The organism is Arsenophonus endosymbiont of Crataerina pallida (genome assembly GCF_964020125.1).
Lineage (GTDB): Bacteria > Pseudomonadota > Gammaproteobacteria > Enterobacterales > Enterobacteriaceae > Arsenophonus > Arsenophonus nilaparvatae.
Genome location: NZ_OZ026540.1, coordinates 973982 through 995389, shown reverse-complemented (window position 1 = coordinate 995389; position 21408 = coordinate 973982). Strand labels below are relative to the sequence as shown.

General features: G+C 37.9%; 16 protein-coding genes. 10 read left to right on the top strand and 6 right to left on the bottom strand.

Annotation, left to right across the window (positions count from 1 at the left end):
• The first annotated feature begins 626 nt into the window (after positions 1-626).
• Positions 627-1562, top strand: a complete 936-nt coding sequence (locus AACL31_RS05050) for a metallophosphoesterase (RefSeq protein WP_310511758.1) — start codon at positions 627-629, stop codon at positions 1560-1562.
• Positions 1563-1987: 425 nt separating this feature from the next.
• On the opposite strand, the gene typA is transcribed toward AACL31_RS05050, so the two are convergent.
• The 4 genes from typA to AACL31_RS05030 form a co-directional block, all read right to left on the bottom strand.
• The gene (gene typA, locus AACL31_RS05045; RefSeq protein ID WP_310511757.1) at positions 1988-3811 is read right to left on the bottom strand and encodes a translational GTPase TypA; all 1824 of its coding nucleotides are present in this window, start codon (positions 3809-3811) and stop codon (positions 1988-1990) included.
• 420 nt (positions 3812-4231) lie between these two features.
• On the bottom strand, positions 4232-5059 hold the full coding sequence (locus AACL31_RS05040; RefSeq protein WP_310511756.1) for a hypothetical protein: 828 nt from the start codon (positions 5057-5059) through the stop codon (positions 4232-4234).
• Positions 5060-5191: 132 nt separating this feature from the next.
• Complete coding sequence (gene ppc, locus AACL31_RS05035) at positions 5192-7828, bottom strand: phosphoenolpyruvate carboxylase (RefSeq protein WP_310511755.1); 2637 nt, start codon at positions 7826-7828, stop codon at positions 5192-5194.
• A gap of 400 nt (positions 7829-8228) precedes the next feature.
• On the bottom strand, positions 8229-10670 hold the full coding sequence (locus AACL31_RS05030) for a bifunctional aspartate kinase/homoserine dehydrogenase II (RefSeq protein ID WP_310511754.1): 2442 nt from the start codon (positions 10668-10670) through the stop codon (positions 8229-8231).
• Between the two features lie 416 nt (positions 10671-11086).
• On the opposite strand from AACL31_RS05030, the gene metJ reads away from it, so the two are divergent.
• On the top strand, positions 11087-11404 hold the full coding sequence (metJ, locus tag AACL31_RS05025) for a met regulon transcriptional regulator MetJ (RefSeq protein WP_180816830.1): 318 nt from the start codon (positions 11087-11089) through the stop codon (positions 11402-11404).
• A gap of 175 nt (positions 11405-11579) precedes the next feature.
• Here metJ and rpmE read toward each other — a convergent pair whose 3' ends face one another.
• Complete coding sequence (gene rpmE, locus AACL31_RS05020) at positions 11580-11795, bottom strand: 50S ribosomal protein L31 (protein WP_310511753.1); 216 nt, start codon at positions 11793-11795, stop codon at positions 11580-11582.
• Positions 11796-12017: 222 nt separating this feature from the next.
• On the opposite strand from rpmE, the gene priA reads away from it, so the two are divergent.
• The 7 genes from priA to rraA all read left to right on the top strand — a co-directional run bounded on the left by priA (position 12018) and on the right by rraA (position 19882).
• Positions 12018-14207, top strand: coding sequence for a primosomal protein N' (gene priA, locus AACL31_RS05015; protein WP_310511752.1), 2190 nt, complete (start codon positions 12018-12020; stop codon positions 14205-14207).
• Between the two features lie 194 nt (positions 14208-14401).
• A complete protein-coding gene (gene cytR, locus AACL31_RS05010; protein WP_310511751.1) occupies positions 14402-15430 on the top strand; it encodes a DNA-binding transcriptional regulator CytR in 1029 nt (342 codons plus the stop codon).
• 70 nt (positions 15431-15500) lie between these two features.
• Complete coding sequence (locus AACL31_RS05005; RefSeq protein ID WP_310511750.1) at positions 15501-16247, top strand: SPOR domain-containing protein; 747 nt, start codon at positions 15501-15503, stop codon at positions 16245-16247.
• A gap of 119 nt (positions 16248-16366) precedes the next feature.
• Positions 16367-16897, top strand: coding sequence for an ATP-dependent protease subunit HslV (gene hslV, locus AACL31_RS05000; RefSeq protein WP_310511749.1), 531 nt, complete (start codon positions 16367-16369; stop codon positions 16895-16897).
• A gap of 10 nt (positions 16898-16907) precedes the next feature.
• Entirely contained in the window at positions 16908-18239 is a 1332-nt protein-coding gene (gene hslU / locus AACL31_RS04995; protein WP_310511748.1) for an HslU--HslV peptidase ATPase subunit, read from the top strand.
• Positions 18240-18329: 90 nt separating this feature from the next.
• Positions 18330-19253, top strand: a complete 924-nt coding sequence (locus tag AACL31_RS04990) for a 1,4-dihydroxy-2-naphthoate polyprenyltransferase (RefSeq protein ID WP_310511747.1) — start codon at positions 18330-18332, stop codon at positions 19251-19253.
• A 110-nt stretch (positions 19254-19363) separates the two neighbouring features.
• Complete coding sequence (gene rraA / locus AACL31_RS04985) at positions 19364-19882, top strand: ribonuclease E activity regulator RraA (protein WP_310511746.1); 519 nt, start codon at positions 19364-19366, stop codon at positions 19880-19882.
• A gap of 122 nt (positions 19883-20004) precedes the next feature.
• Here rraA and zapB read toward each other — a convergent pair whose 3' ends face one another.
• Positions 20005-20247, bottom strand: coding sequence for a cell division protein ZapB (zapB, locus tag AACL31_RS04980; RefSeq protein WP_310511745.1), 243 nt, complete (start codon positions 20245-20247; stop codon positions 20005-20007).
• Positions 20248-20571: 324 nt separating this feature from the next.
• Here zapB and AACL31_RS04975 point away from each other — a divergent pair, with 324 nt between their 5' ends.
• A complete protein-coding gene (locus AACL31_RS04975; protein ID WP_310511744.1) occupies positions 20572-21384 on the top strand; it encodes an MIP/aquaporin family protein in 813 nt (270 codons plus the stop codon).
• Positions 21385-21408: the final 24 nt, after the last annotated feature.

Sequence of the window (21408 nt, the reverse complement as noted above, 5' to 3'; positions counted from 1 at the left end):
GATCCCATAGGTAATAACATATTTAACGACTAGCTGTGACAAGTGTTACAATTTTAATCTTTTTTTAGTTTGAATAAATTAAAATAATTATCAGCAAAACAAGAATAATATATTGAACAAAATGGATAACATTTTCAGATTATATCGAATTATTTATATCCAATCGGCCAATCTCATTTATCAATAAAATATTTGTTATAGACAAAACTATCTATCATTTAGTTGATTATAAAAGGTATTTAATTGGTTTTTTGGTTAAATCTTGCACTGCTTTTTTATTCGTGACAGAAAAAAAGCATCTCAAATATTCAACCCACCTTAATTTAAAATTATTATTCTAAATTAATTAATTTTAATTAACTATTATGATACTAAAGTAATAATGTTATTGTTTTTAATATGAAATAATATAAATAAAAAAACCATTTTAAAATAAAAACAAAACTCACCAAATATATTTTTTATTTTTAAACATGATAATTATTTAATTATTAATAAATTTTTTATATAAGTAAATTTAATTTAAAAGTAATTGTTTTTATTAAACTTTCATTTTTATTTTATATATATTCTTTAATCAGTTACACAACACTAATTATTTATAATTTTATTTAAGGTTTTAAATTATGGAAAATAAAATTGAAGCACTTAATTCTTCATACAGTATTTTTGTTATGTCAGATCCACAAGCTTGGCGTTTAGCATTAGTTGATAATGATCCTAATGATGATAGAAGTAGATGGCATAGTAAATTAAATCCAGTTCGCAATAGTATTGTTTCACTGAATAATTCTCTTCATGTCCCATTTGGAATTATTAATGGTGATCTCACTGAATATGGACGTAGAAGTCAAAGAGAAAGTTATCGTGAATTTTTTTCGCCAAACGCATTAAATTTCGATGTTTACGTTGGATTAGGTAATCATGATTACCAAAACAATGTCGGTAATTGTAGTGAACCCAGCAATTCTGATTACAGTATGAATGCCTGTGCAAGAGGAATGGTATTCGACATGCATTATCGAATAGAAGAATACCGTCATTATCCTACTTCAATTAATTTTTCATACGACAGTGGTGAGTATTCGGGAAGTAAAGCATATTCATGGAATTATGGTGATATTCATTATGTACAGTTACAAAATTATCCAACTTATCATGTAGTGCTAGATCACTGGGCGGCGGCGACCATCAACGTAACCCAATCGATGGATTGGTTAGAATCTGATCTAAAAAGCGCCAAGCAAAGAGGCAAAACTATCGTATTAAATATTCATGATGGCACTGATCATTTTATCCATCAGAGTAGCACTGAAGAAAAAAATAGATTTAGACGTTTTATGAGTGATTATAATGTTAAAGCTGTTTTTGTTGGTCATACTCATCAAGTTGCACAAGAGAATCCCTATGGCAATCATGAACTCTTTGGCAATGTTAAGGTTTACAATAGCGGAGCATTATTTAAAGGTGACTTTCTGGTCGTTGATGTAAACGGGCGCAATTTAACGGTCAAAGTTTATAATGGCTCATCTGGCACTGCTAAACATATAAAAACATTCTAATTAAATTAACCGTAACTTTAGTTTAATATTTACTATTGAACAATTGATCGCAGCTGGTTAGACAAATAATCTGATAACAGATGCCCAATTTTTACCAATATGTATAGAACAATAGTAGTACTATTATCAGTGAAATAACAAATCACTTATGTTTTACATAAGTAGCTTGACTGACGGTTACTAAGCGATGACGATATTTTATTAGTGATCTACGATTTTAATCAGTATTAGCCAGTATCAATATCAAATATAAATGATACTGCCACACTGCACTGATTGAACATTTAAAGTATTTTCAACAGGTCGCTGACAGTAAATTTTGTCGTTATGCTAAATAATAATTGGATTTGAGCAATCAATAGATAAAAAAATAAAGGCGTTTAATACGCCTTTTATTTATATTAAATCAAACAATTTTTTGTTATTTAAACTTCTTTATTTCGATAGGCACGACGGCGATCGTTTTCGGTCAAATAACGTTTTCTTAAACGAATTGATTGTGGCGTAACTTCCACTAATTCATCATCATCGATAAATTCTAACGCCTGTTCTAATGTTTTTTTAATCGGCGGCGATAAAGTTGTCGCTTCATCTGTCCCTGAAGCACGCACGTTGGTCAATTTTTTACCCGTTAAACAGTTGACAGTTAGATCATTAGAACGAGAATGAATGCCAATAATTTGTCCTTCATACACTTCAGCACCATGACCAAGGAATAATTTACCGCGATCTTGCAAACTATAAAGTGCATAAGCTACCGCTTTACCTTGACCATTTGAGATCATGACACCATTTTGGCGGCGACCAATTTCACCAGGACGAACATCATCATAGTGACTAAAGGTTGCATACAGCAAACCGGTCCCTGATGTCATGGTCATAAACTCAGTTCGAAAACCAATTAGTCCACGACTTGGAATAATATAATCAAGCCGTACCCGTCCTTTACTATCAGGCAACATATCGCGCAATTCACCTTTACGTTCACCTAATGCCATCATAACATCGCCTTGGTGCCGCTCTTCAATATCGAGTGTAACCTGTTCAAAAGGTTCCTGTTTACGACCTTCAAATTCACGGAAAATAACCTTTGGTCGAGAAACAGCTAATTCAAAACCTTCACGGCGCATGTTTTCAATCAATACCGAAAGGTGCAGCTCACCACGACCTGAAACACGGAAAGCGTCAGGATCTTCAGTCTCTTCCACACGTAATGCAACGTTATGCACTAACTCTTTTTTCAGGCGATCTAAAATTTGACGGGAAGTAACATATTTTCCTTCACGACCACAAAATGGTGAGGTATTAACACAAAAATACATACTTACCGTTGGTTCATCAACAGCCAGTGCTGGCAATGCCTCAATATTATTTGGATCACATAAGGTATATGAGATATTTAATTCTCCCAGACCCGTTAAGGCAATAATATCACCGGCTTGGGCAATTTCAGAATCGATACGCTCTAATCCTAAATGCGTTAATACCTTACTCACTTTACCACTACGTGTTTTGCCATCACTGTCGATAATAGTGATGGTTTTATTTGGTTTGATTGCGCCACGCTTAATGCGACCAATACCAATAACACCCAAGTAATTGTTGTAATCAAGCTGAGATATTTGCATTTGGAAAGCACCCGCCAGATCAACCTGCGGCGGAGCAACATATTTTACAATTGCTTCATAGAGTGGCGTCATGTCTGCCGCCATATCATTGTAATCGATTCCAGCAATACCATTTAAGGCTGAGGCGTAAATGATAGGAAAATCCAGTTGCTCATCAGTCGCCCCTAAGTTGACAAACAGATCAAAAACCTGATCAACAACCCAATCAGGTCTTGCGCCTGGGCGATCGATTTTATTGACTACCACAATTGGCTTTAAACCATGAGCAAAGGCTTTTTGGGTAACGAAGCGGGTTTGCGGCATCGGACCGTCCATTGCATCAACCAATAGCAGCACACTATCAACCATTGACATAACCCGTTCGACTTCACCACCAAAATCAGCATGCCCTGGTGTATCAACAATATTAATTCGATAATCATGCCATTGGATGGCGGTATTTTTTGCCAAAATCGTGATGCCACGTTCTTTTTCCAAGTCATTGGAATCCATCACACGTTCATCGAGGTTATTACGTTCACCAAAGGTGCCAGATTGTTGTAATAATTTATCGACCAGTGTCGTTTTTCCATGATCGACGTGGGCGATGATGGCGATATTTCTTAAATTTTCAATAGACACAAATTGTTACCATATTATCTAACTGGAAAGGATTAAATGACTCTGGCCAAGCAGTAGCTTGCCGGTAGGCATCTACACATATGCTGTTATTTTACACATAATATTGGCGGAGTGAAATAAATGTGAGCTATATCAAGTTAAATAATCCACCTAACCAGGCAGATCATTGTTTGAAAGGCATTTTAAACGATTGAAAAAAATTATTCCTCGTTAGTCTGCAAATGTGTTTCTTACATTATATATTACCCTTTCTGGAGCCGTTAACGACAATAAACTGTTCTCCTTGAGGAGATGTTGAGTGTAGCTTTTTTGACACCAATCATTCTTAAATATATCAATAGAATCATTATGATTTAAGCTGCTAAAATTGGCTTGATAAATATTAAAATAACTTTCTATTGTATAATAAAGATCTTGCTGCTATTGGCTGGTTAAAGATTTATTTTTTCTATTTATCACTATATCAATTAGATCTTCAATAACTTTCTTCTTATTATCAACTTGAAAATAAAATTCAGCTAATGGTTTAATACAGTAATTAATAATGTCATTTTTTTGTTGTTTAATAAAATAATGAAGAACAGAATGATGATGAAAAAATTTTTTTAATTGAATAAAATTATCAGCCGCTTTAAACAAACTATATGAATATAGTATCGATTCGGGTGTAACCATATTTTTCAACACTTGAACTAATAAATTAGATTGACTTTCATTAAAATGCCTACCTAAAAAAATTTTATCAGCAATTTCTTTTTGCATAATAGCTTGCTTATCTTCATCTAACTGATGATAAAGATAGGAAAATGTATACATTGCTTTAGAAAAATTTATTTCATTATTGTTAAGCAACAGGAAACCATTATTTTTTAACTCAATCAAATGATTGCTCTTACCTTCTATTTCAGAAAATAAAGTTTCAATCATTCTCGCAGGTGACTCTAATTTAAAATCACGCGGTTTATTTAAATCAATACTTTTTTCTATTTCAGCAAGATTGATAGAGATTTTATTTTTAACATCTATTCTGGCTTTAATAAAATGGCAAAGATGATCAAAATTTTTATTATAAATTTCAGATCTCGTCAGTGTTGCAAAAGGTAGTAATAGGGTATTACGAATATCATTCATTTTTTTTATAATATCGTAGCTTTTTCTTACCGCAAATCTATCGTTGAAACTATCTGTTTTTCCTATAAAAATATCACTACCAATAAGCCTTTGATGATAATCTCCAATATTTGGCATAGCAAATTCCTTTTGCTGGTATGTATGATTATTGCCATGATCATAATGATTATTTCATGCTAAATAATCTAACCAACTTTCCATAGCAAAAATTAGCTGCTAACGCAGCTAGTTGGCTGTTTTTGACAAAATTTAGCCGGTATTACGCATACCAGCGGCAATACCGGCAATGGTCACCATTAACGCTTGTTCAATATAGGGATCCGGTTGTTGCTGTTTCCTAGAACGATGCAATAACTCCGCCTGCAAGACATTTAAAGGATCGGTATAAACATTTCTTAAGGCAATGGATTCAGCAATCCACGGTAAATCAGCCATTAATGTTTTATCCTTCGAGATAGCAAGTACACTGTTAATATCTTGCGCCAGCTGTTTGCGTAGTTCTTCGCCTAATGGCCACAGCCGTTTTTCAACCAATCGCTGATCATAATATTCAGCTAACCACAAATCAGCTTTAGCAAATACCATCTCTAACATCGCAATACGAGTCTTAAAGAAAGGCCAGTCATGCCACATATCATCAAGAACTGATTGCATGCCATTATCAATAACATGCTGCAATGCCGCTCCTGCACCTAACCAGGCGGGTAACATTAAGCGATTTTGCGACCAGGCAAAAATCCAGGGAATAGCTCGCAGAGTTTCTACACCACCATCCTGACGACGTTTTGTCGGCCTGGGACCCAATGGTAATTTAGCTAACTCAAGCTCTGGGGTGGCAGCGCGAAAATAGGGAACAAAATCCGGTTGTTGGCAAACATAATCACGATACATATTACATGAGATATCAGATAATATTTCCATTACCGCACGCCATTCTGGTTTTGGTTCCGGTGGTGGCAATAAATTAGCTTCCAATATTGCGCTAGTATAAATAAATAAACTGCTCATCGTCACTTGCGGTAAGCCATATTTAAAGCGGATCATTTCCCCTTGTTCAGTGGCTCTTAATCCGCCTTTTAAACTACCAGGCGGTTGCGAAAGCAGTGCCGAATGCGCTGGCGCTCCGCCGCGACCGATGGTACCGCCACGACCATGAAATAGGGTTAACTTAACTTTTTCTTTGTCACAAAGTTTAATTAGCGCTTCCTGAGCGCAATACTGAGCCCACGAGGCCGCCATCACTCCAGCGTCTTTGGCTGAATCGGAGTAACCGATCATGACCATCTGTTTATTATCAATAATCTCACGATACCAGGGGATGGTGAGCAATTTTTGCATCACGCTTTCAGCATTATTTAAATCATCTAAGGTTTCAAACAGTGGCACCACCGGTAATTTTAGTGAACACCCACTTTCTTTAAGCAGCAATTTTACCGCTAATACATCAGATGGTACTTTTGCCATGGAAATAACATAAGCAGCAATGGCGTCCGTCGGTGAATCGGCAATAACCTGGCAAGTAGCCAATACTTCTTGCGTTTCTGCACTAGGTTGCCAATTTTTTGGCCAAAGTGGCCGTTTAGAACTTAGTTCAGCCAATAGAAAAGTCTGTTTTTCTTCCTCTGACCAATTTTTATAATCACCTAACTCAAGATAATTAAGTAGCTCTGCTAATGCATCAGTATGGCGGCTACTTTCCTGATGGATATCAATCCGTACTAATTGCAAACCAAAACAACGAATGCGGCGTAAGGTATCGAGTAATTGTCCATTGGCGATAATCGGCATACCACAGGCAATAAGTGATTGATAACAAGTATAAAGTGGTTGCCAAAGTTGTTGATTATCATAAAGATAGTCTTCAGGTGGCAATACCTTTTCACCTTTAATACAACTGTCCAGATAATCGAGTGTATTGCGTAAACGGCTACGTAAATCTTTAGCAATCTGGCGATAAGGCTCATCAATATCATCACCACCGGCTAATCGTCGAAGTTTAGCCGTTGCTTCTGACATCGATAACTCAGAGACCAAGATTTGAATATCAGCTAAAAAAAGTTCAGCCGCTTTCCAGCGACTTAGTAAAAGCGCTTCTCGAGTAACTTCGGCAGTAACAAAGGGATTACCGTCACGATCTCCCCCCATCCAGGAAGTGAATCGGATCAAATTAGTGTCAACAGGCAAATTAATCGTCAAACTGGTTTCAAGCTGTCCATTAAGTTCACGTAAAAAAGCAGGGACCCCTTCCCATAATGAGTTTTCAACTACCGTAAATCCCCACTTAGCTTCATCAATCGGCGTAGGGCGATTTTTACGGATTTCATCGGTATGCCAGCACTGTGCAATTAATTGACGTAAACGTCGCATAATATTATTACGTTCATAATCCACTAAATCATCATGATCTAACTGTGCCAGACAGGTATTCACTTCAATCAATTTGTGAATTAAAGTGCGGCGCGCAATTTCTGTTGGATGGGCAGTTAATACTAATTCAATTGATAATTCATCGATCGCTTTTGTTATCACCTTATTAGTAAATTTTTTTTCCTTTAAGCGAGTAAAAAGCTTGGCTAATACCTCAGGATTACTAGATGCCTCACCATGAGGAGAAATGCTATAGTATTGCTCTGCGACATTGGCTAGATTAAGAAATTGATTAAATGCCCTGGCAACAGGAAGAAGTTCATCATTAGAGAGATTTTGTAATGTTTTCAATAAAGCTTGACGTTGTGCTTTATTTCCTGCCCGAGAAGATTTTGATAATTTACGAATAGATTCTACTTTATTTAAAATATCCTCACCCAAAGCATTTTTAATTGTATCACCTAATAATTTACCTAACATGCTGACATTACTGCGCATCGCGGAATATTGTTGATCCATTAAGACTCCCTAACTTTCACTGGCTAAAAGCTTGCTTATGCATTATTTAAGTTGAGACCGTTTTATTAGTCGATAATTACCTTTTCTCATTCTCACGCTAAAAATAGAATCGCCAAATAATAACATTCTCTGATCATATAACGGATATCTGCTTTATCATCAAATCTAGATCAAAAAGTATGGCATCTTTATAAAATTTTATAATTGACTTATTGCCACTATAAAGATTATTTCAGTGCAAGGTAGGGTGCAATTTCAGGAAATTGTTGAATGAAGGACTAGCTAGCCAATATTGTTAACCATCGAAAAGACTTTACCAACAAACAGAGGAATAACTCCTCTGCTTTTGTTGACTATCAATGCATGTAGAAGCAAAGAGATTATGCTGTTATTATGGCGATCAAAGCAATTGTGATAAGCGATTAAGATCAGACTGAATTGCGCCCGCCGTCACATCACGTCCAGCACCAGGCCCCCTAATTATTAACGGATTATCACGATACCAACGACTTTTTAGGGCAAAAACATTATCACCGGGTAATAAGGCGGCCAATGGATGATCAGGCAGAACAGCTTCAACACCGACTTTGGCGCGTTTCTTAGTGGCATCAAAGCGAGCAACATAACGCAACACCATGCCCATTTCCTGAGCAGCCTGGAAACGTTGTGCCATTTGTTCATTAATGACCATACTATTTTCAAAAAACGCATCCAGATCACCGGCTGCAGCTTCGGCGGGAACTAATGACTCAACTCGTACCTGTTCAGGTTCAATTTCATAGCCCGCTTCACGTGCCAAAATGATCAATTTATGCATCACATTTTGCCCAGAAAGATCAATTCGTGGATCTGGCTCGGTTAAGCCTTGCTGCCAAGCTTGCTCAACCAATTGATTAAACGGTACCGTGCCATCGAATTGTAAAAATAACCAAGATAAGGTACCAGAAAAAACACCACTAATAGAAAGGATATTATCACCACTCTCTTTTAAATCACGGACAGTATAATTTATTGGTAATCCCGCCCCGACTGTCGCGTTATACAGCCAGTATCGACCTGTTTTTGCAAAAGCATCACGGATCTGACGGTAGTCATCGCTCGCCAGAGCGCCGGGTATCTTATTAGCACTGATTAGATGAAAACCGTAACTCGCAAAATCAAGATAGCTTTTGGCTAATAAGTCACTGGCTGTTATATCCAGTACAACCAGATCATCAAACGGATGATCTCGCATCCAAAGAAAAAGCGCTTCATCTTGATGGATTGTGGCTTCATGATCAAAAAAAGCTAATACTCTACTTGGATCGATGCCCTCATAATTTAACAGGCTACGGCAACTATCGACTACACCTGCCAGAATAAATTCAAAATCACTACGAGCGGAAATCGTTTTTTGCTCGGTAGCAAATAATTCCAGCCAGCGAGAACCAATATTACCTTTACCAAACAGAACCAAGCCAATACGTTTTTCCGCCCGAAATAAGCTCTGGTGTAATCCCTGAACCAAATGTGATGTTTGAGTCGCGCGCAAAACAGCAACCAGGCTTATTTCTTCTTCAGAATGCCAAATAAATTCAACCGGTTGATCTTTTAATTGTTGATAGAAACGATGACTATGCAGTGGATTTTTACCAACGCCCGCCCCGACAATTGCCACTAAAGAAAAATGATCACGTAATGATAATTTTTCTACTACCACCATCTCCTTTAATAGCGCTAGAGCACTAGCAGCAACTTCAGAGGTATAACATAACTGGATCAATTTTCGATCTGGATGTAAACCAGTCGCTAATGGCCGCAATTGATTTCGCTTTAGTAATAAATCGATATCTTTATAGATTTGGCTAAAATTTTGCTGAGTTGCCACGATTAATTCGACCAGACAAACATCATCATGGCTTGTAACAATTTTGACACCCGTACCTGATGCCAAAACACGCTCTATTTTTGTCGAACCCTGCTCAGGCTGATAACTACATCTAAGTTGTAAATCAATATTAGTGACTGAAATTGGCTGTAAGGTGCGAGTATGAAGCACTGGTGCCGCTAAACGCGCTAATTCACTAGCTTCATCAAGGCGTAATAGTGGCAGTAAACAAGCATCTTTGACTTTGCGTGGATCAGCACTGTATACACCCGCAACATCACTCCAGATAGTTACTTTATTAACCTCCGCTAACGCCCCCACTTGGGTTGCTGAATAATCACTACCATTACGCCCTAGTAATACCGTTTTACCTTGTTTACTTTGGGCAATAAAACCCGTCACTACCAACCGTTTATTGGCATGTTGTTGCAAAAGCTGTTGTAATAATGGGCGTGATAGGGTTTCATCTACTTGAGGTTGAGCTGCAAACTCTGCACGCAAGAAAAGCCGTGCATCTAACCAATGACTAGCCAAACCGAATTCTTCTAATACCGCGGACATCAAACGCGCAGACCAAATTTCTCCATGGCCAACAATTTCTGCATAAATATCAGCATGAATTGGTTTATCTACTAACGTGCTTAAACGATCAAGCTCAGCTAAAAAAGCCGACTTTACTATCTGTGCTTTTTTGTCAGGTAATAGCCCAATTATAAGATCTTGTTGATAACGGCGAATTGCCTGCTGTACCTGATTGGCTAAAACACTATCTGTTTGACTTAATTTCAGCCAATCAATTAACTGATTGGTTGTTGTTCCTGCCGCAGATACCACCATTAAATCACCTGGCTGGCTATAATTTGCCATGATATTAGCGACTCGCTGATAACATTTCACATCAGCCAAACTACTACCACCAAATTTATGTAATTGACGATGGTGATATTGTACTGCTCCCGCTGTCACTGCATTCATGATAAAAAGTTACCTCTTCGCTACTCGCTGAAACGCATTACCTAAATCTTCAATAGCTACTGAAAAACTTAATAAATTTTTATTGGTAGTTGCTAGCTTACATCAAATAATACGCTGCTAACATAGCACTTAACCAATGACATATGGTTAACATTATCGGTTCAACTAACATAATATCGATTCACTAAAAAAATTAAAAAGATAATCAAATATAACCAAATGGACATGAAGATGTTAATACATCTGGAAATCCAAAATACTTTACGTTTAAATCAAGTAATGGGATAATTATCAATATTAAACCCGACAATAAACGATAGAATATTAGAAACTTATTAAACAAATTTTTGCCAATTAAGGCTATATTTATACAGCAACTAAATTCTTCTATTGATTGACTTAACTTAAGGTATCCCATGGCTGAGTGGAATGGTGATTATGTTAGCCCTTATGCTGAACATGGTAAAAAAAGCGAGCAAGTAAAAAAGATCACAGTATCTATCCCATTAAAAGTACTTAAAATTTTGACAGACGAGCGCACTCGTAGACAAATTAATAATTTACGCCATGCAACAAACAGTGAATTGCTATGTGAAGCGTTTTTACACGCCTTCACTGGGCAACCGTTGCCAAATGACGATGATTTACGTAAAGAACGTGATGATGAGATTCCAGAAGCAGCAAAAATCGTTATGCGCCAAAAAGGTATTGATCCAGACACATGGGAATATTAATTATTTGTCTTATTCTTTAAAGATCAAATAACTAAAGTTTTTTGTAAAAATAGTCTTAGTTTAATTGTTTTTAATTCAACAAATTTGGTTTTATATAACAGTAACACCCCGATATTAAGCGAAGTGTTACTCCTATATTATAAGCATGATTTTGGCTTGTATCATTGAGCCATTATTATTTTTTCATGCCTGGAATATTGAATCGCTGCTTGAAGCGATCAACACGGCCGCCGGCAGCCACATCACGCTGTTTACCTGTATAGAATGGATGACATTTACCACAGACATCCAAATTCAGATCATGATTAACAGTTGATTTAATTTTCATTAGATTACCGCAGGAACAAGTCGCAGTAACTTCTTCATATTTAGGGTGAATATCTTTTTTCATAGAAAACCTCTACTTAGGCCGCATCGCTATCTAACCCTAACGCTAGACACCATACGTCAAATCGATTAAAAATAGTGGTTAGTAATCAAAATTACTAACCAAGGTGGCGGATCATACAGAAAATCTGTTTATAGCGCAATGAAATCTATTCAAATAATGTGATACTCTATCTTTATATGTCTTATAAATAAGCTGTATGACAATGATTAGGAACATTTAATAATGGCTATTGTTCAAGTGGCGCTCCCTGTTCCGCTGATGCGCGTTTTTGATTACCAATCCAATCTTCCTTTACCAGCTAAAGGTTGCCGGGTATTGGTGCCATTTGGCAAGCGTACTACCTTAGGTATTGTATTATCGCATAATCAAAATAGTGAGCTCAGTAGTGAACAATTAAAAACCATTGAACAAGTGTTAGATCAGGAATCGTTATTTTCTGACAGTTTATGGTCATTGCTACTTTGGGCATCTCAGTATTACCATCACCCGGTTGGTGAAGTACTATTTCATGCACTACCAGTGTTACTGCGGCAAGGCAAAGCGGCAACATTTTCTCCGCTATGGCAATGGCAAATCACCCAGCAAGGTAAAATTTTTGCCCTAAACCAGCTTAAAAGAGCGCCAAAACAACAACAGGCGCTCGCATTACTACAGCAACAGCCCCTTTATCGTCATCAAATAACAGAATACGAATTGAGTGAAAGTGCACTACAAGCATTAAAAAAGAGCGCCTTGATTCAACTATTACCCATCCAACCAAAAATGGAAAAGTGGCATACTGATTTTCATCTTTGTGGTGAAAAACCAAAACTTAACCTAGAACAGTCAACAGCAGTAGGGGCAATAAGTTCTCTGTCAACATTTATGCCTTGGTTATTAGTGGGGATCACGGGTTCTGGTAAAACAGAAGTCTATCTCAGTGTGATTGAAAATGTTTTAGCACAAGGTAAACAAGCATTAGTCCTGGTACCCGAAATTAGTCTTACTCCCCAAACTATCCAACGATTTAGTGAGCGATTTAATGCGCCTGTTGATGTGCTGCATTCCGCATTAAATGATAGTGAACGACTGACGGTCTGGTTGCGGGCACAAAAGGGACACAGTGCTATTGTAATTGGCACACGCTCCGCATTATTCACTGCCTTTGCCAATCTTGGCTTGATCATTATTGATGAAGAACACGATAACTCTTACAAACAACAAGACGGATGGCGTTATCATGCCCGTGATCTGGCTGTTTTTCGTGCCAAAAAAGAGAACATTCCAATTATTATGGGTACTGCAACACCTTCGTTAGAAAGTCTTTATAATATTGAACAAGGAAAATATCACCGTCTAGATCTAACCCAACGAGCTGGAAACGCCAAACCGGCAAGTCAACATTTACTTGATTTAAAAGGCCAGCCATTAAAATATGGTATGTCAAGACCATTAATACAGCGTATTGAAGATCATCTGGCAGCAAATAATCAAGTGATGCTATTTTTAAATCGCCGCGGTTACTCACCAACATTAATTTGCCATGATTGTGGTTGGATTGCCGAGTGTTCACGTTGTGATCATTATTACACACTACACCATCATCAACGTCAGCTACGTTGCCATCACTGTGATAGTCAACTGCCAATCCCAATACAATGCTCACACTGCGGCTCAACGCATCTGCTCCCTGTCGGTTTAGGAACTGAACAGTTAGAAGAAGCTATTAACCAGCTTTTTCCTAATATACCGGTTACCCGCGTTGACAGAGATACCACTCGGCGGAAAGGCGCATTAGAAAAACAGCTAGCAACTGTCTATACAGGTGGTGCTCGAATTTTGATCGGCACCCAAATGCTAGCGAAAGGACACCATTTTCCTGATGTTATTCTGGTCGCCCTACTGAATGTAGATGGCGCACTTTTTTCCAGTGATTATCGGGCAACCGAAAGATTTGCTCAGCTTTATATCCAAGTATCTGGACGGGCTGGGCGGGCCGGTAAACATGGTGAAGTGATCCTACAAACCTACCACCCTGAACATCCATTATTAGCGACATTATTAGAAAAAGGATATAACGCGTTCGCGACAGAAACACTAGCGGAACGACGTGATGTTTTTTTGCCACCACATAGCAGTCATATCATGATCCGTTCAGAAGATCATCATAACCAATCGGCACCTGATTTTTTAAACAAGTTCCGCCAATATATAGAACAACATACCATGCGCGACTCACAACTTTGGTTAATGGGTCCTACACCGGCGATCCAAGCTAAGCGGGCAGGCCGTTTCCGTTGGCAATTATTACTCCAGCATCCTTCGCGCTCCTATTTACAACAATTCCTTTCGCATATTTTACCTGAAATTATGGCATACCCTGAAAGTCGAAAAGTAAAATGGAATATCGATGTTGATCCAACTGAAAATTAGTCGCTGCTATTAATCATCTACTTACACCTATTGAAGCAAATAAAATTAGTTTTGTGCGAAGCTATTCTATAAATAAATCTAATTGAACGATTCAGACAAATTTATTTACAAATTTTGCTGGCAAAGTGATTAAGATAAGTAAATGCATTGATTAAATAGACTTAATTAGTCATTGAAGTATGCAAGGTGGAGATATGGAACAAAAGATAAATCACCACAACGCAACGATGAAGGATGTTGCTAACGCAGCAGGCGTGTCTACTGCAACCGTTTCACGAGCACTCACTAGGCCAGATCAAGTTTCTGTCAAGACGCTCCAGAAGGTTGAACAAGCTGCGTTGAAAACGGGTTATGATACCTATTGTCTGACAAAAAATACCAAATCAAGCAAAGCTAAAACTATTTTTGTTGCTATACCCGATATTACCAGCCCTATCTGCCCTGATATTATTAGTGGTATTGAACAAGTGGCTGCTGAACAAGGATATATGGTACTGATTGGTGATTGTAAACATTATAAAAAACAACAACACACTCTTATTGATATATTTATTAGCCAACAAATTGATGGCATTGTGTTACTCAATTCTGATATTCCGTTTTCACTCGCCAATAGAAAACTAAAAAATTTACCGCCAATAGTTGTTGCAAATGAATTTGTACCTGAATTCAATCTTGCTACTATAAATATTGATAATCTAACCTACTCTTTTAATGCAATTAACTATTTACAAAAACTGGGTCATAAATATATTGCTTGCATAACAGGCCCAGAAACCATTCTGTCTTGCCAATATCGTTTGCAAGGTTACACTCAAGCGATACAGCGGGCTGGTAATAAGGTGCAACAGGAATATATTATTAATAGTGATTTTAGTTACCAAGGTGGAGCTGAAGGCATAAAAAAACTTTTTGCATTAACTAAGCCACCTAGCGCAATTTTTTGCCATAATGATATTATGGCTATTGGTGCTATATGGCAGGCTAAACGTATGGGGCTAACATTACCAAGAGATTTATCTATTATTGGATTTGGCAATCTCAATTTTGCACAATATAGTGAACCCGCTCTCACCACAATCGAGCAACCTCGCTTTGAAATTGGTCGCCAGGCAATGTTACTACTTTTAGCGAAAATCGAAGGCCACGGAATAGATAAAAATGCAAAACTGCTAGACTGCCATTTAATTATCCGTGATAGTGTTTGTCCACCTAAAAACTAGTCATAAGTGATTAGGTTAAGTAACATATAACGAATTAATGTAACTTTTTTATTAATTAGCGAATTGAAAAGTGGCACAAAAAGATTACGTAAGACGAGGGCGCACAACGCTCCGTAAAAATAAGCATGCAGGCAAAAAAAAATCAAATCAAGGATTGCCGAAAACAACCCTTGCTGTCGCTATTGCCATCGTAATTGTCTTTATTGGTGGCTTATATTACATTACGCAAAATAAACGCGTTCCTGTGCTTAACAAAACAACCTCACCTAACAGCAATCAGCCAGTCAACAGTCTACCTCCTAAACCAGAAGAACGGTGGCGTTACATAAAAGAGCTGGAAAAGCGGGGCTCTGATCTACCAAACTTTAACCACTCAACCAAATCAAATATTAATAACACCACCGAGTTAACCAATGAACAGCGTCAATTTCTTGAGCAGATTGATGCGGATAGGCGCAATCCCACCACAAATCTATCCGAGGTGCCTAATAATGATAATGTTCCCCGCTCACACGTGATCATTAATGGCCCACCAATAGAATCACCTCTGCGATTAAAACCCGCACCACAGCCCCAACAACCAACAAATAACCAACAAAAAATAGTGGTACAATGCGGCTCATTTAAGAACCTGGAGCAAGCAGAATCAGTTAAAGCTAACCTGGCCTTTTCAGGTTTAGAGAGTAGGATTAGCTCGACTGAAGGTTGGCATCGTGTAGTTCTTGGTCCTTACAATCAAGAAGCAGCAGAAAAAATACGTGACCGAGCTAAATCTGTCGGCGTATCCGGCTGTATTCTTCGTACAAGTAAGGGTTGAAAAATGATTATTATCCCCCATTTACAATCCTAATAGCGTAAATACTGACTTTTTACGTCATAAAAAACCTAAAAAGTATGTTTACATACTCCCCTAATAAAATAGCCAAGGGCTGACTCATGACTACAATCGTAAGTGTTCGCCGTAATGGCCAAGTTGTAATTGGTGGTGATGGACAGGCGACGATGGGTAATACCGTCATGAAAGGCAACGTACGTAAAGTGCGCCGCCTTTATAATGATAAAGTTATTGCGGGCTTCGCAGGCGGTACTGCTGATGCATTTACCCTGTTTGAACTTTTTGAACGAAAACTAGAACTTCACCAAGGACACCTAACGAAAGCCGCTGTTGGATTGGCTAAAGATTGGCGTACTGATCGTATGCTGAGAAAACTCGAAGCGCTTTTAGCTGTTGCAGATGAAAACAGCTCATTGATCATTACAGGTAATGGCGATGTTATTCAACCAGAAAATGATTTGATCGCTATTGGTTCTGGTGGTGCCTATGCACAAGCCGCTGCGCGTGCATTGTTAGAAAATACAACAATGAGCGCACGTGATATTACAGAAAAAGCGTTAAATATAGCGAGTGATATCTGTATTTATACCAACCATAATTTTAACTTTGAAGAGCTCTCTTCAAAATCTTAAGGATTTAAACATGTCTGAAATGACGCCTCGTGAAATTGTCAGTGAATTGGACAATCATATTATTGGTCAAGACAAAGCAAAACGTTCTGTCGCTATTGCGCTACGTAATCGTTGGCGTCGTATGCAACTTGATGAAGCACTACGTCAGGAAGTAACACCGAAAAATATTTTGATGATTGGCCCAACTGGTGTGGGTAAAACTGAAATTGCCCGTCGTTTGGCAAAACTGGCTAATGCTCCCTTTATCAAGGTAGAAGCAACAAAGTTTACTGAAGTCGGTTATGTGGGTAAAGAGGTCTATTCTATTATTCGTGATTTGACTGACGCTGCTGTAAAAATGGTACGCCTGCAATCTATAGAAAAAAACCGTTACCGAGCAGAAGAACTGGCCGAAGAACGTATTCTTGATGTTTTATTACCTCCGGCTAAAAATAATTGGGGACAACCTGATCCTAATGTAGAACCTTCTACCGCACGTCAATCTTTCCGTAAAAAACTAAGAGAAGGTAAGCTGGACGATAAAGAAATTGAAATTGAGGTTGCCACTACACCGGTAGGCGTTGAAATTATGGCTCCTCCTGGTATGGAAGAAATGACCAGTCAATTGCAATCTATGTTTCAAAATCTGGCAGGGCAAAAACATAAACCCCGTAAGATGAAGATCAAAGAAGCCTTCAAAATATTGATCGAAGAAGAAGCAGCAAAACTGGTCAATCCAGAAGAACTAAAACAGCAAGCCATTGATGCAGTTGAACAACACGGCATTGTTTTTATCGATGAAATCGACAAAATTTGTAAACGTGGTGAAACGTCTGGCCCTGATGTCTCTCGAGAAGGTGTACAACGTGATTTGCTACCTTTAGTTGAAGGCTGCACCGTTTCTACTAAACATGGGATGGTAAAAACTGATCATATTCTGTTTATCGCTTCTGGTGCATTCCAGGTTGCCAGTCCATCGGATTTGATCCCGGAGCTACAAGGCCGATTACCCATCAGAGTCGAACTACAAGCGTTGACGGCAGAAGACTTTAACCGTATTTTAACTGAACCAAATGCCTCTTTAACTATACAATATAAAGCATTGATGGCAACCGAAGGTTTAAACATTGAATTTACGCCAGAAGGTATTAGTCAAATTGCTCAAGCAGCATGGCAAGTCAATGAAAAAACAGAAAATATTGGTGCTCGTCGATTACATACCGTTCTTGAGCGATTGATGGAAGACATCTCTTTCGATGCTAGTGAACGCAATGGTCAAGACATTATAATTGACGCTGATTACGTAGCTAAGCATCTAGATGAACTAGTTGCTGATGAAGATCTGAGTCGATTTATTTTATAATCTGGCGTCGTTAACTTTGCTGATTATAATCTTGGATGGGGGGCTAAGCCTCCCATTATTTTTATAACAACAAACTTGTGGATTAATTACATGAATTTAATCACATCAAGAAAGCCTATACAAATACAGGCGTGGCTAGAAAGTTTACGCCCCAAAACACTTCCGTTGGGTATTGCGCCAATTATAACGGGTTCTGCATTAGCTTATTGGTCTGGCACTTTTATCCTCTCTATTGCATTATTAGCTTTACTCACTGCTGCTGCACTACAAATTCTATCCAATCTGGCGAATGATTATGGCGATGCGATTAAGGGCAGTGATACCGAGCAACGATTGGGGCCATTACGAGGTATACAAAAAGGAATTATTAGCCTGGCAGAAATGAAAGTTGCCCTAAAAATCACTATCTTTATTTGTTGTTTATGTGGCTTAACTCTGATCATAGTCGCTTGTCGAATGCCAAAGGATATTATTGGCTTTCTGATACTCGGCGTTATCGCTATAATAGCAACCATCACCTACACCGTGGGGAAAAAACCCTATGGATATCTGGGGCTTGGCGACATCTCAGTGTTGATCTTTTTTGGTTGGTTAAGTGTGATCGGAACTTACTATCTGCATACTAACCACTTTAATTTGATGATATTATTGCCAGCAACCGCTTGTGGATTGCTGTCAGTAGCAGTACTAAACGTTAACAATATGCGTGATATAGAAAATGATATTAAAGCCGGTAAAAATACCTTGGCTGTTAGATTAGGCACTAAAGGCGCTCGAAAGTATCATGCGGCACTCATCTTAATTGCCATTTTTTGTTTAATTCTGTTTAGCTTGTTATATCTTCATCACTGGACGGGTTGGTTATTTTTGCTCGCTATACCGATGTTACTAAACCACATAAAGAGAGTTATCCATGATACCACCGCGCTGGGTATGAAACCTTTATTGGAAAATATGGTAAAAGCGGCATTGCTGACTAATATTCTATTTTCTGTTGGACTTATTTTAAATTAATTATTGTAATTTTGATTTTTCTCAGTATTTTTATCAGCTATGTTTTTGCAAAAAATAACCAGATAAGGATATACTGAACTTCCCTTGTACTTAAAATAGACCGAAATCCTATGAAATATGATACTTCCGAGCTTTGTGATATCTACCAAGAAGAGGTGAATGTGGTAGAACCTTTATTCTCTAACTTTGGCGGGCGTACTTCATTTAGTGGTCAAATCGTAACAGTGAAATGTTTTGAAGACAACGGCATCATCTACGATTTACTGGAAGAACAGGGGGAGGGTCGGATCCTATTAGTTGATGGTGGCGGCTCTGTACGTAAGGCGCTAATTGATGCTGAATTGGCAAAATTTGCCATGAAAAACCAATGGGAAGGCATTGTTATTTACGGTGCAGTACGTCAGGTTGATGAATTGGCAGAATTAGATATCGGTATTCAAGCAATCGCTGCCATTCCGGTAGGTTGTACCAGTGAGGGTATCGGAGAAAGTGATGTGCGAGTCAATTTTGGTGGCGTCACATTCTTTACAGAAGATTATTTGTACGCAGATAATACCGGTATTATCCTTTCCGAGCATCCATTACTTTTAGATGATGAGTCAAACAACGATCAAAATATTGAAGACTAATACTCTTTCAGCTAAAAACAAACATTGTTGTATTATTCAATATCTATCGATTAAGTAGCAATAAGGGCAACAAATTTTGCCCTTATTGCTATTTTTTTCTAATGTAATGAAATATCGGACGATTACTGAACATCTTCCATTCGACCTAATAGACCGCGTAAACGCTCTTGCCAAGCATGCTGTTCTTGTTTTAAATTCTCATTTTCATGAGCCAGCGTTCCATGTTTCTCTTTAGCACTCGCTACTTCTTGATACAAAATATTATTTTTCTCTTTAAGTTCATTAACTTCCATCTGCAAAAGCTCAATTTTTTCAATAGCTTGTTGAACTTTAGTTTCTAACTTTTCAAAAATTTCAAATGACATTCTTTCGTCCCCTTTTTTAGCAATGCTACGATTGTAAGTAGCCTTCTTACGCCTGTCTAGTTGAAAGCTCTCGATAAATGTCGATTTAACCTTAATTATTTCTATTTATTCAACTAATTGCAAAAAAATACATCAACTAGAATGTCAGTTCGATCACTTTATCAGAGCGATTTCGCTCATTTTTTTGAAGTGATCCAACATATTTGATCCCATTATTTCCGTTTACGTTCATTTAACGATAAATTCCTTCAGAGTTTCCTTAGGAAATAACAAATAAAAGACCAATTTTATTGCTTAGTATGCATACTTTTGTAGGATAAACATATGAGTAAAATTACTTCACCAACGCTGACAGGTCAATGTATCTCTGAATTTTTAGGTATTGCCTTACTGGTCTTCTTTGGCCTGGGCTGTGTTGCTGCTACGCGTATTGCAGGCGCACAACTAGGTTTATGGGAAATCAGTATGATTTGGGGATTTGGCGTGGCTCTAGCCGTTTACCTTACGGCAGGTATTTCAGGAGTGCACTTAAATCCGGCGATTACCGTTACTTTTTGGTTATTTGCCCATTTTGATAGAAAAAAAGTACTGCCTTATATTATTGCACAAATGCTGGGAGGCTTCGTCGCTGCCGCTCTCGTTTATGGGTTGTACTTCGAACTATTTCTAGATTATGAAAAATTACACCATATAGTACGTGGTTCACCAGCAAGTTTATTTACTGCCGGTGTTTTTTCTACTTATCCAGCAGGCCAAATTAACGTCCTACAGGCATTTCTGGTTGAAGTTGTTATTGCTATTATCTTGGTTTGTATGATATTAAGTTTAACTGATGATAACAATGGCATACCCCGTGGCCCACTAGCACCGCTACTTATTGGTATTTTGATTGCAGTTATTGGTGGTTCATTTGGCCCACTTACCGGTTTCGCATTAAATCCTGCTCGCGATTTCGGCCCCAAACTAATAGCTGATCTGGCTGGCTGGGGTGATATTGCCTTAACCGGTGGACGAGATTTCCCTTATTGCATAATTCCCCTAACGGCACCTTTTGTTGGCGCTACTCTCGGTGCTTTTGCTTATCGCAAACTGATTGGCTACCATTTACCTACTATGGCAAATCAAAACAAAAAATAAACGCAAAAATAATTCAAAAAAATA

Excerpts from the sequence above, each read along its gene's own strand:
- ppc (WP_310511755.1), bottom strand. The coding sequence starts at position 7,828 with ATGGATCAACAATATTCCGCGATGCGCAGTAATGTCAGCATGTTAGGT.
- AACL31_RS05030 (WP_310511754.1), bottom strand. The coding sequence starts at position 10,670 with ATGAATGCAGTGACAGCGGGAGCAGTACAATATCACCATCGTCAATTA.
- hslU (WP_310511748.1), top strand. The coding sequence starts at position 16,908 with ATGTCTGAAATGACGCCTCGTGAAATTGTCAGTGAATTGGACAATCAT.
- AACL31_RS05050 (WP_310511758.1), top strand. The coding sequence starts at position 627 with ATGGAAAATAAAATTGAAGCACTTAATTCTTCATACAGTATTTTTGTT.
- rraA (WP_310511746.1), top strand. The coding sequence starts at position 19,364 with ATGAAATATGATACTTCCGAGCTTTGTGATATCTACCAAGAAGAGGTG.
- AACL31_RS04990 (WP_310511747.1), top strand. The coding sequence starts at position 18,330 with ATGAATTTAATCACATCAAGAAAGCCTATACAAATACAGGCGTGGCTA.
- cytR (WP_310511751.1), top strand. The coding sequence starts at position 14,402 with ATGGAACAAAAGATAAATCACCACAACGCAACGATGAAGGATGTTGCT.
- metJ (WP_180816830.1), top strand. The coding sequence starts at position 11,087 with ATGGCTGAGTGGAATGGTGATTATGTTAGCCCTTATGCTGAACATGGT.
- priA (WP_310511752.1), top strand. The coding sequence starts at position 12,018 with ATGGCTATTGTTCAAGTGGCGCTCCCTGTTCCGCTGATGCGCGTTTTT.
- AACL31_RS04975 (WP_310511744.1), top strand. The coding sequence starts at position 20,572 with ATGAGTAAAATTACTTCACCAACGCTGACAGGTCAATGTATCTCTGAA.
- zapB (WP_310511745.1), bottom strand. The coding sequence starts at position 20,247 with ATGTCATTTGAAATTTTTGAAAAGTTAGAAACTAAAGTTCAACAAGCT.
- AACL31_RS05040 (WP_310511756.1), bottom strand. The coding sequence starts at position 5,059 with ATGCCAAATATTGGAGATTATCATCAAAGGCTTATTGGTAGTGATATT.
- rpmE (WP_310511753.1), bottom strand. The coding sequence starts at position 11,795 with ATGAAAAAAGATATTCACCCTAAATATGAAGAAGTTACTGCGACTTGT.
- hslV (WP_310511749.1), top strand. The coding sequence starts at position 16,367 with ATGACTACAATCGTAAGTGTTCGCCGTAATGGCCAAGTTGTAATTGGT.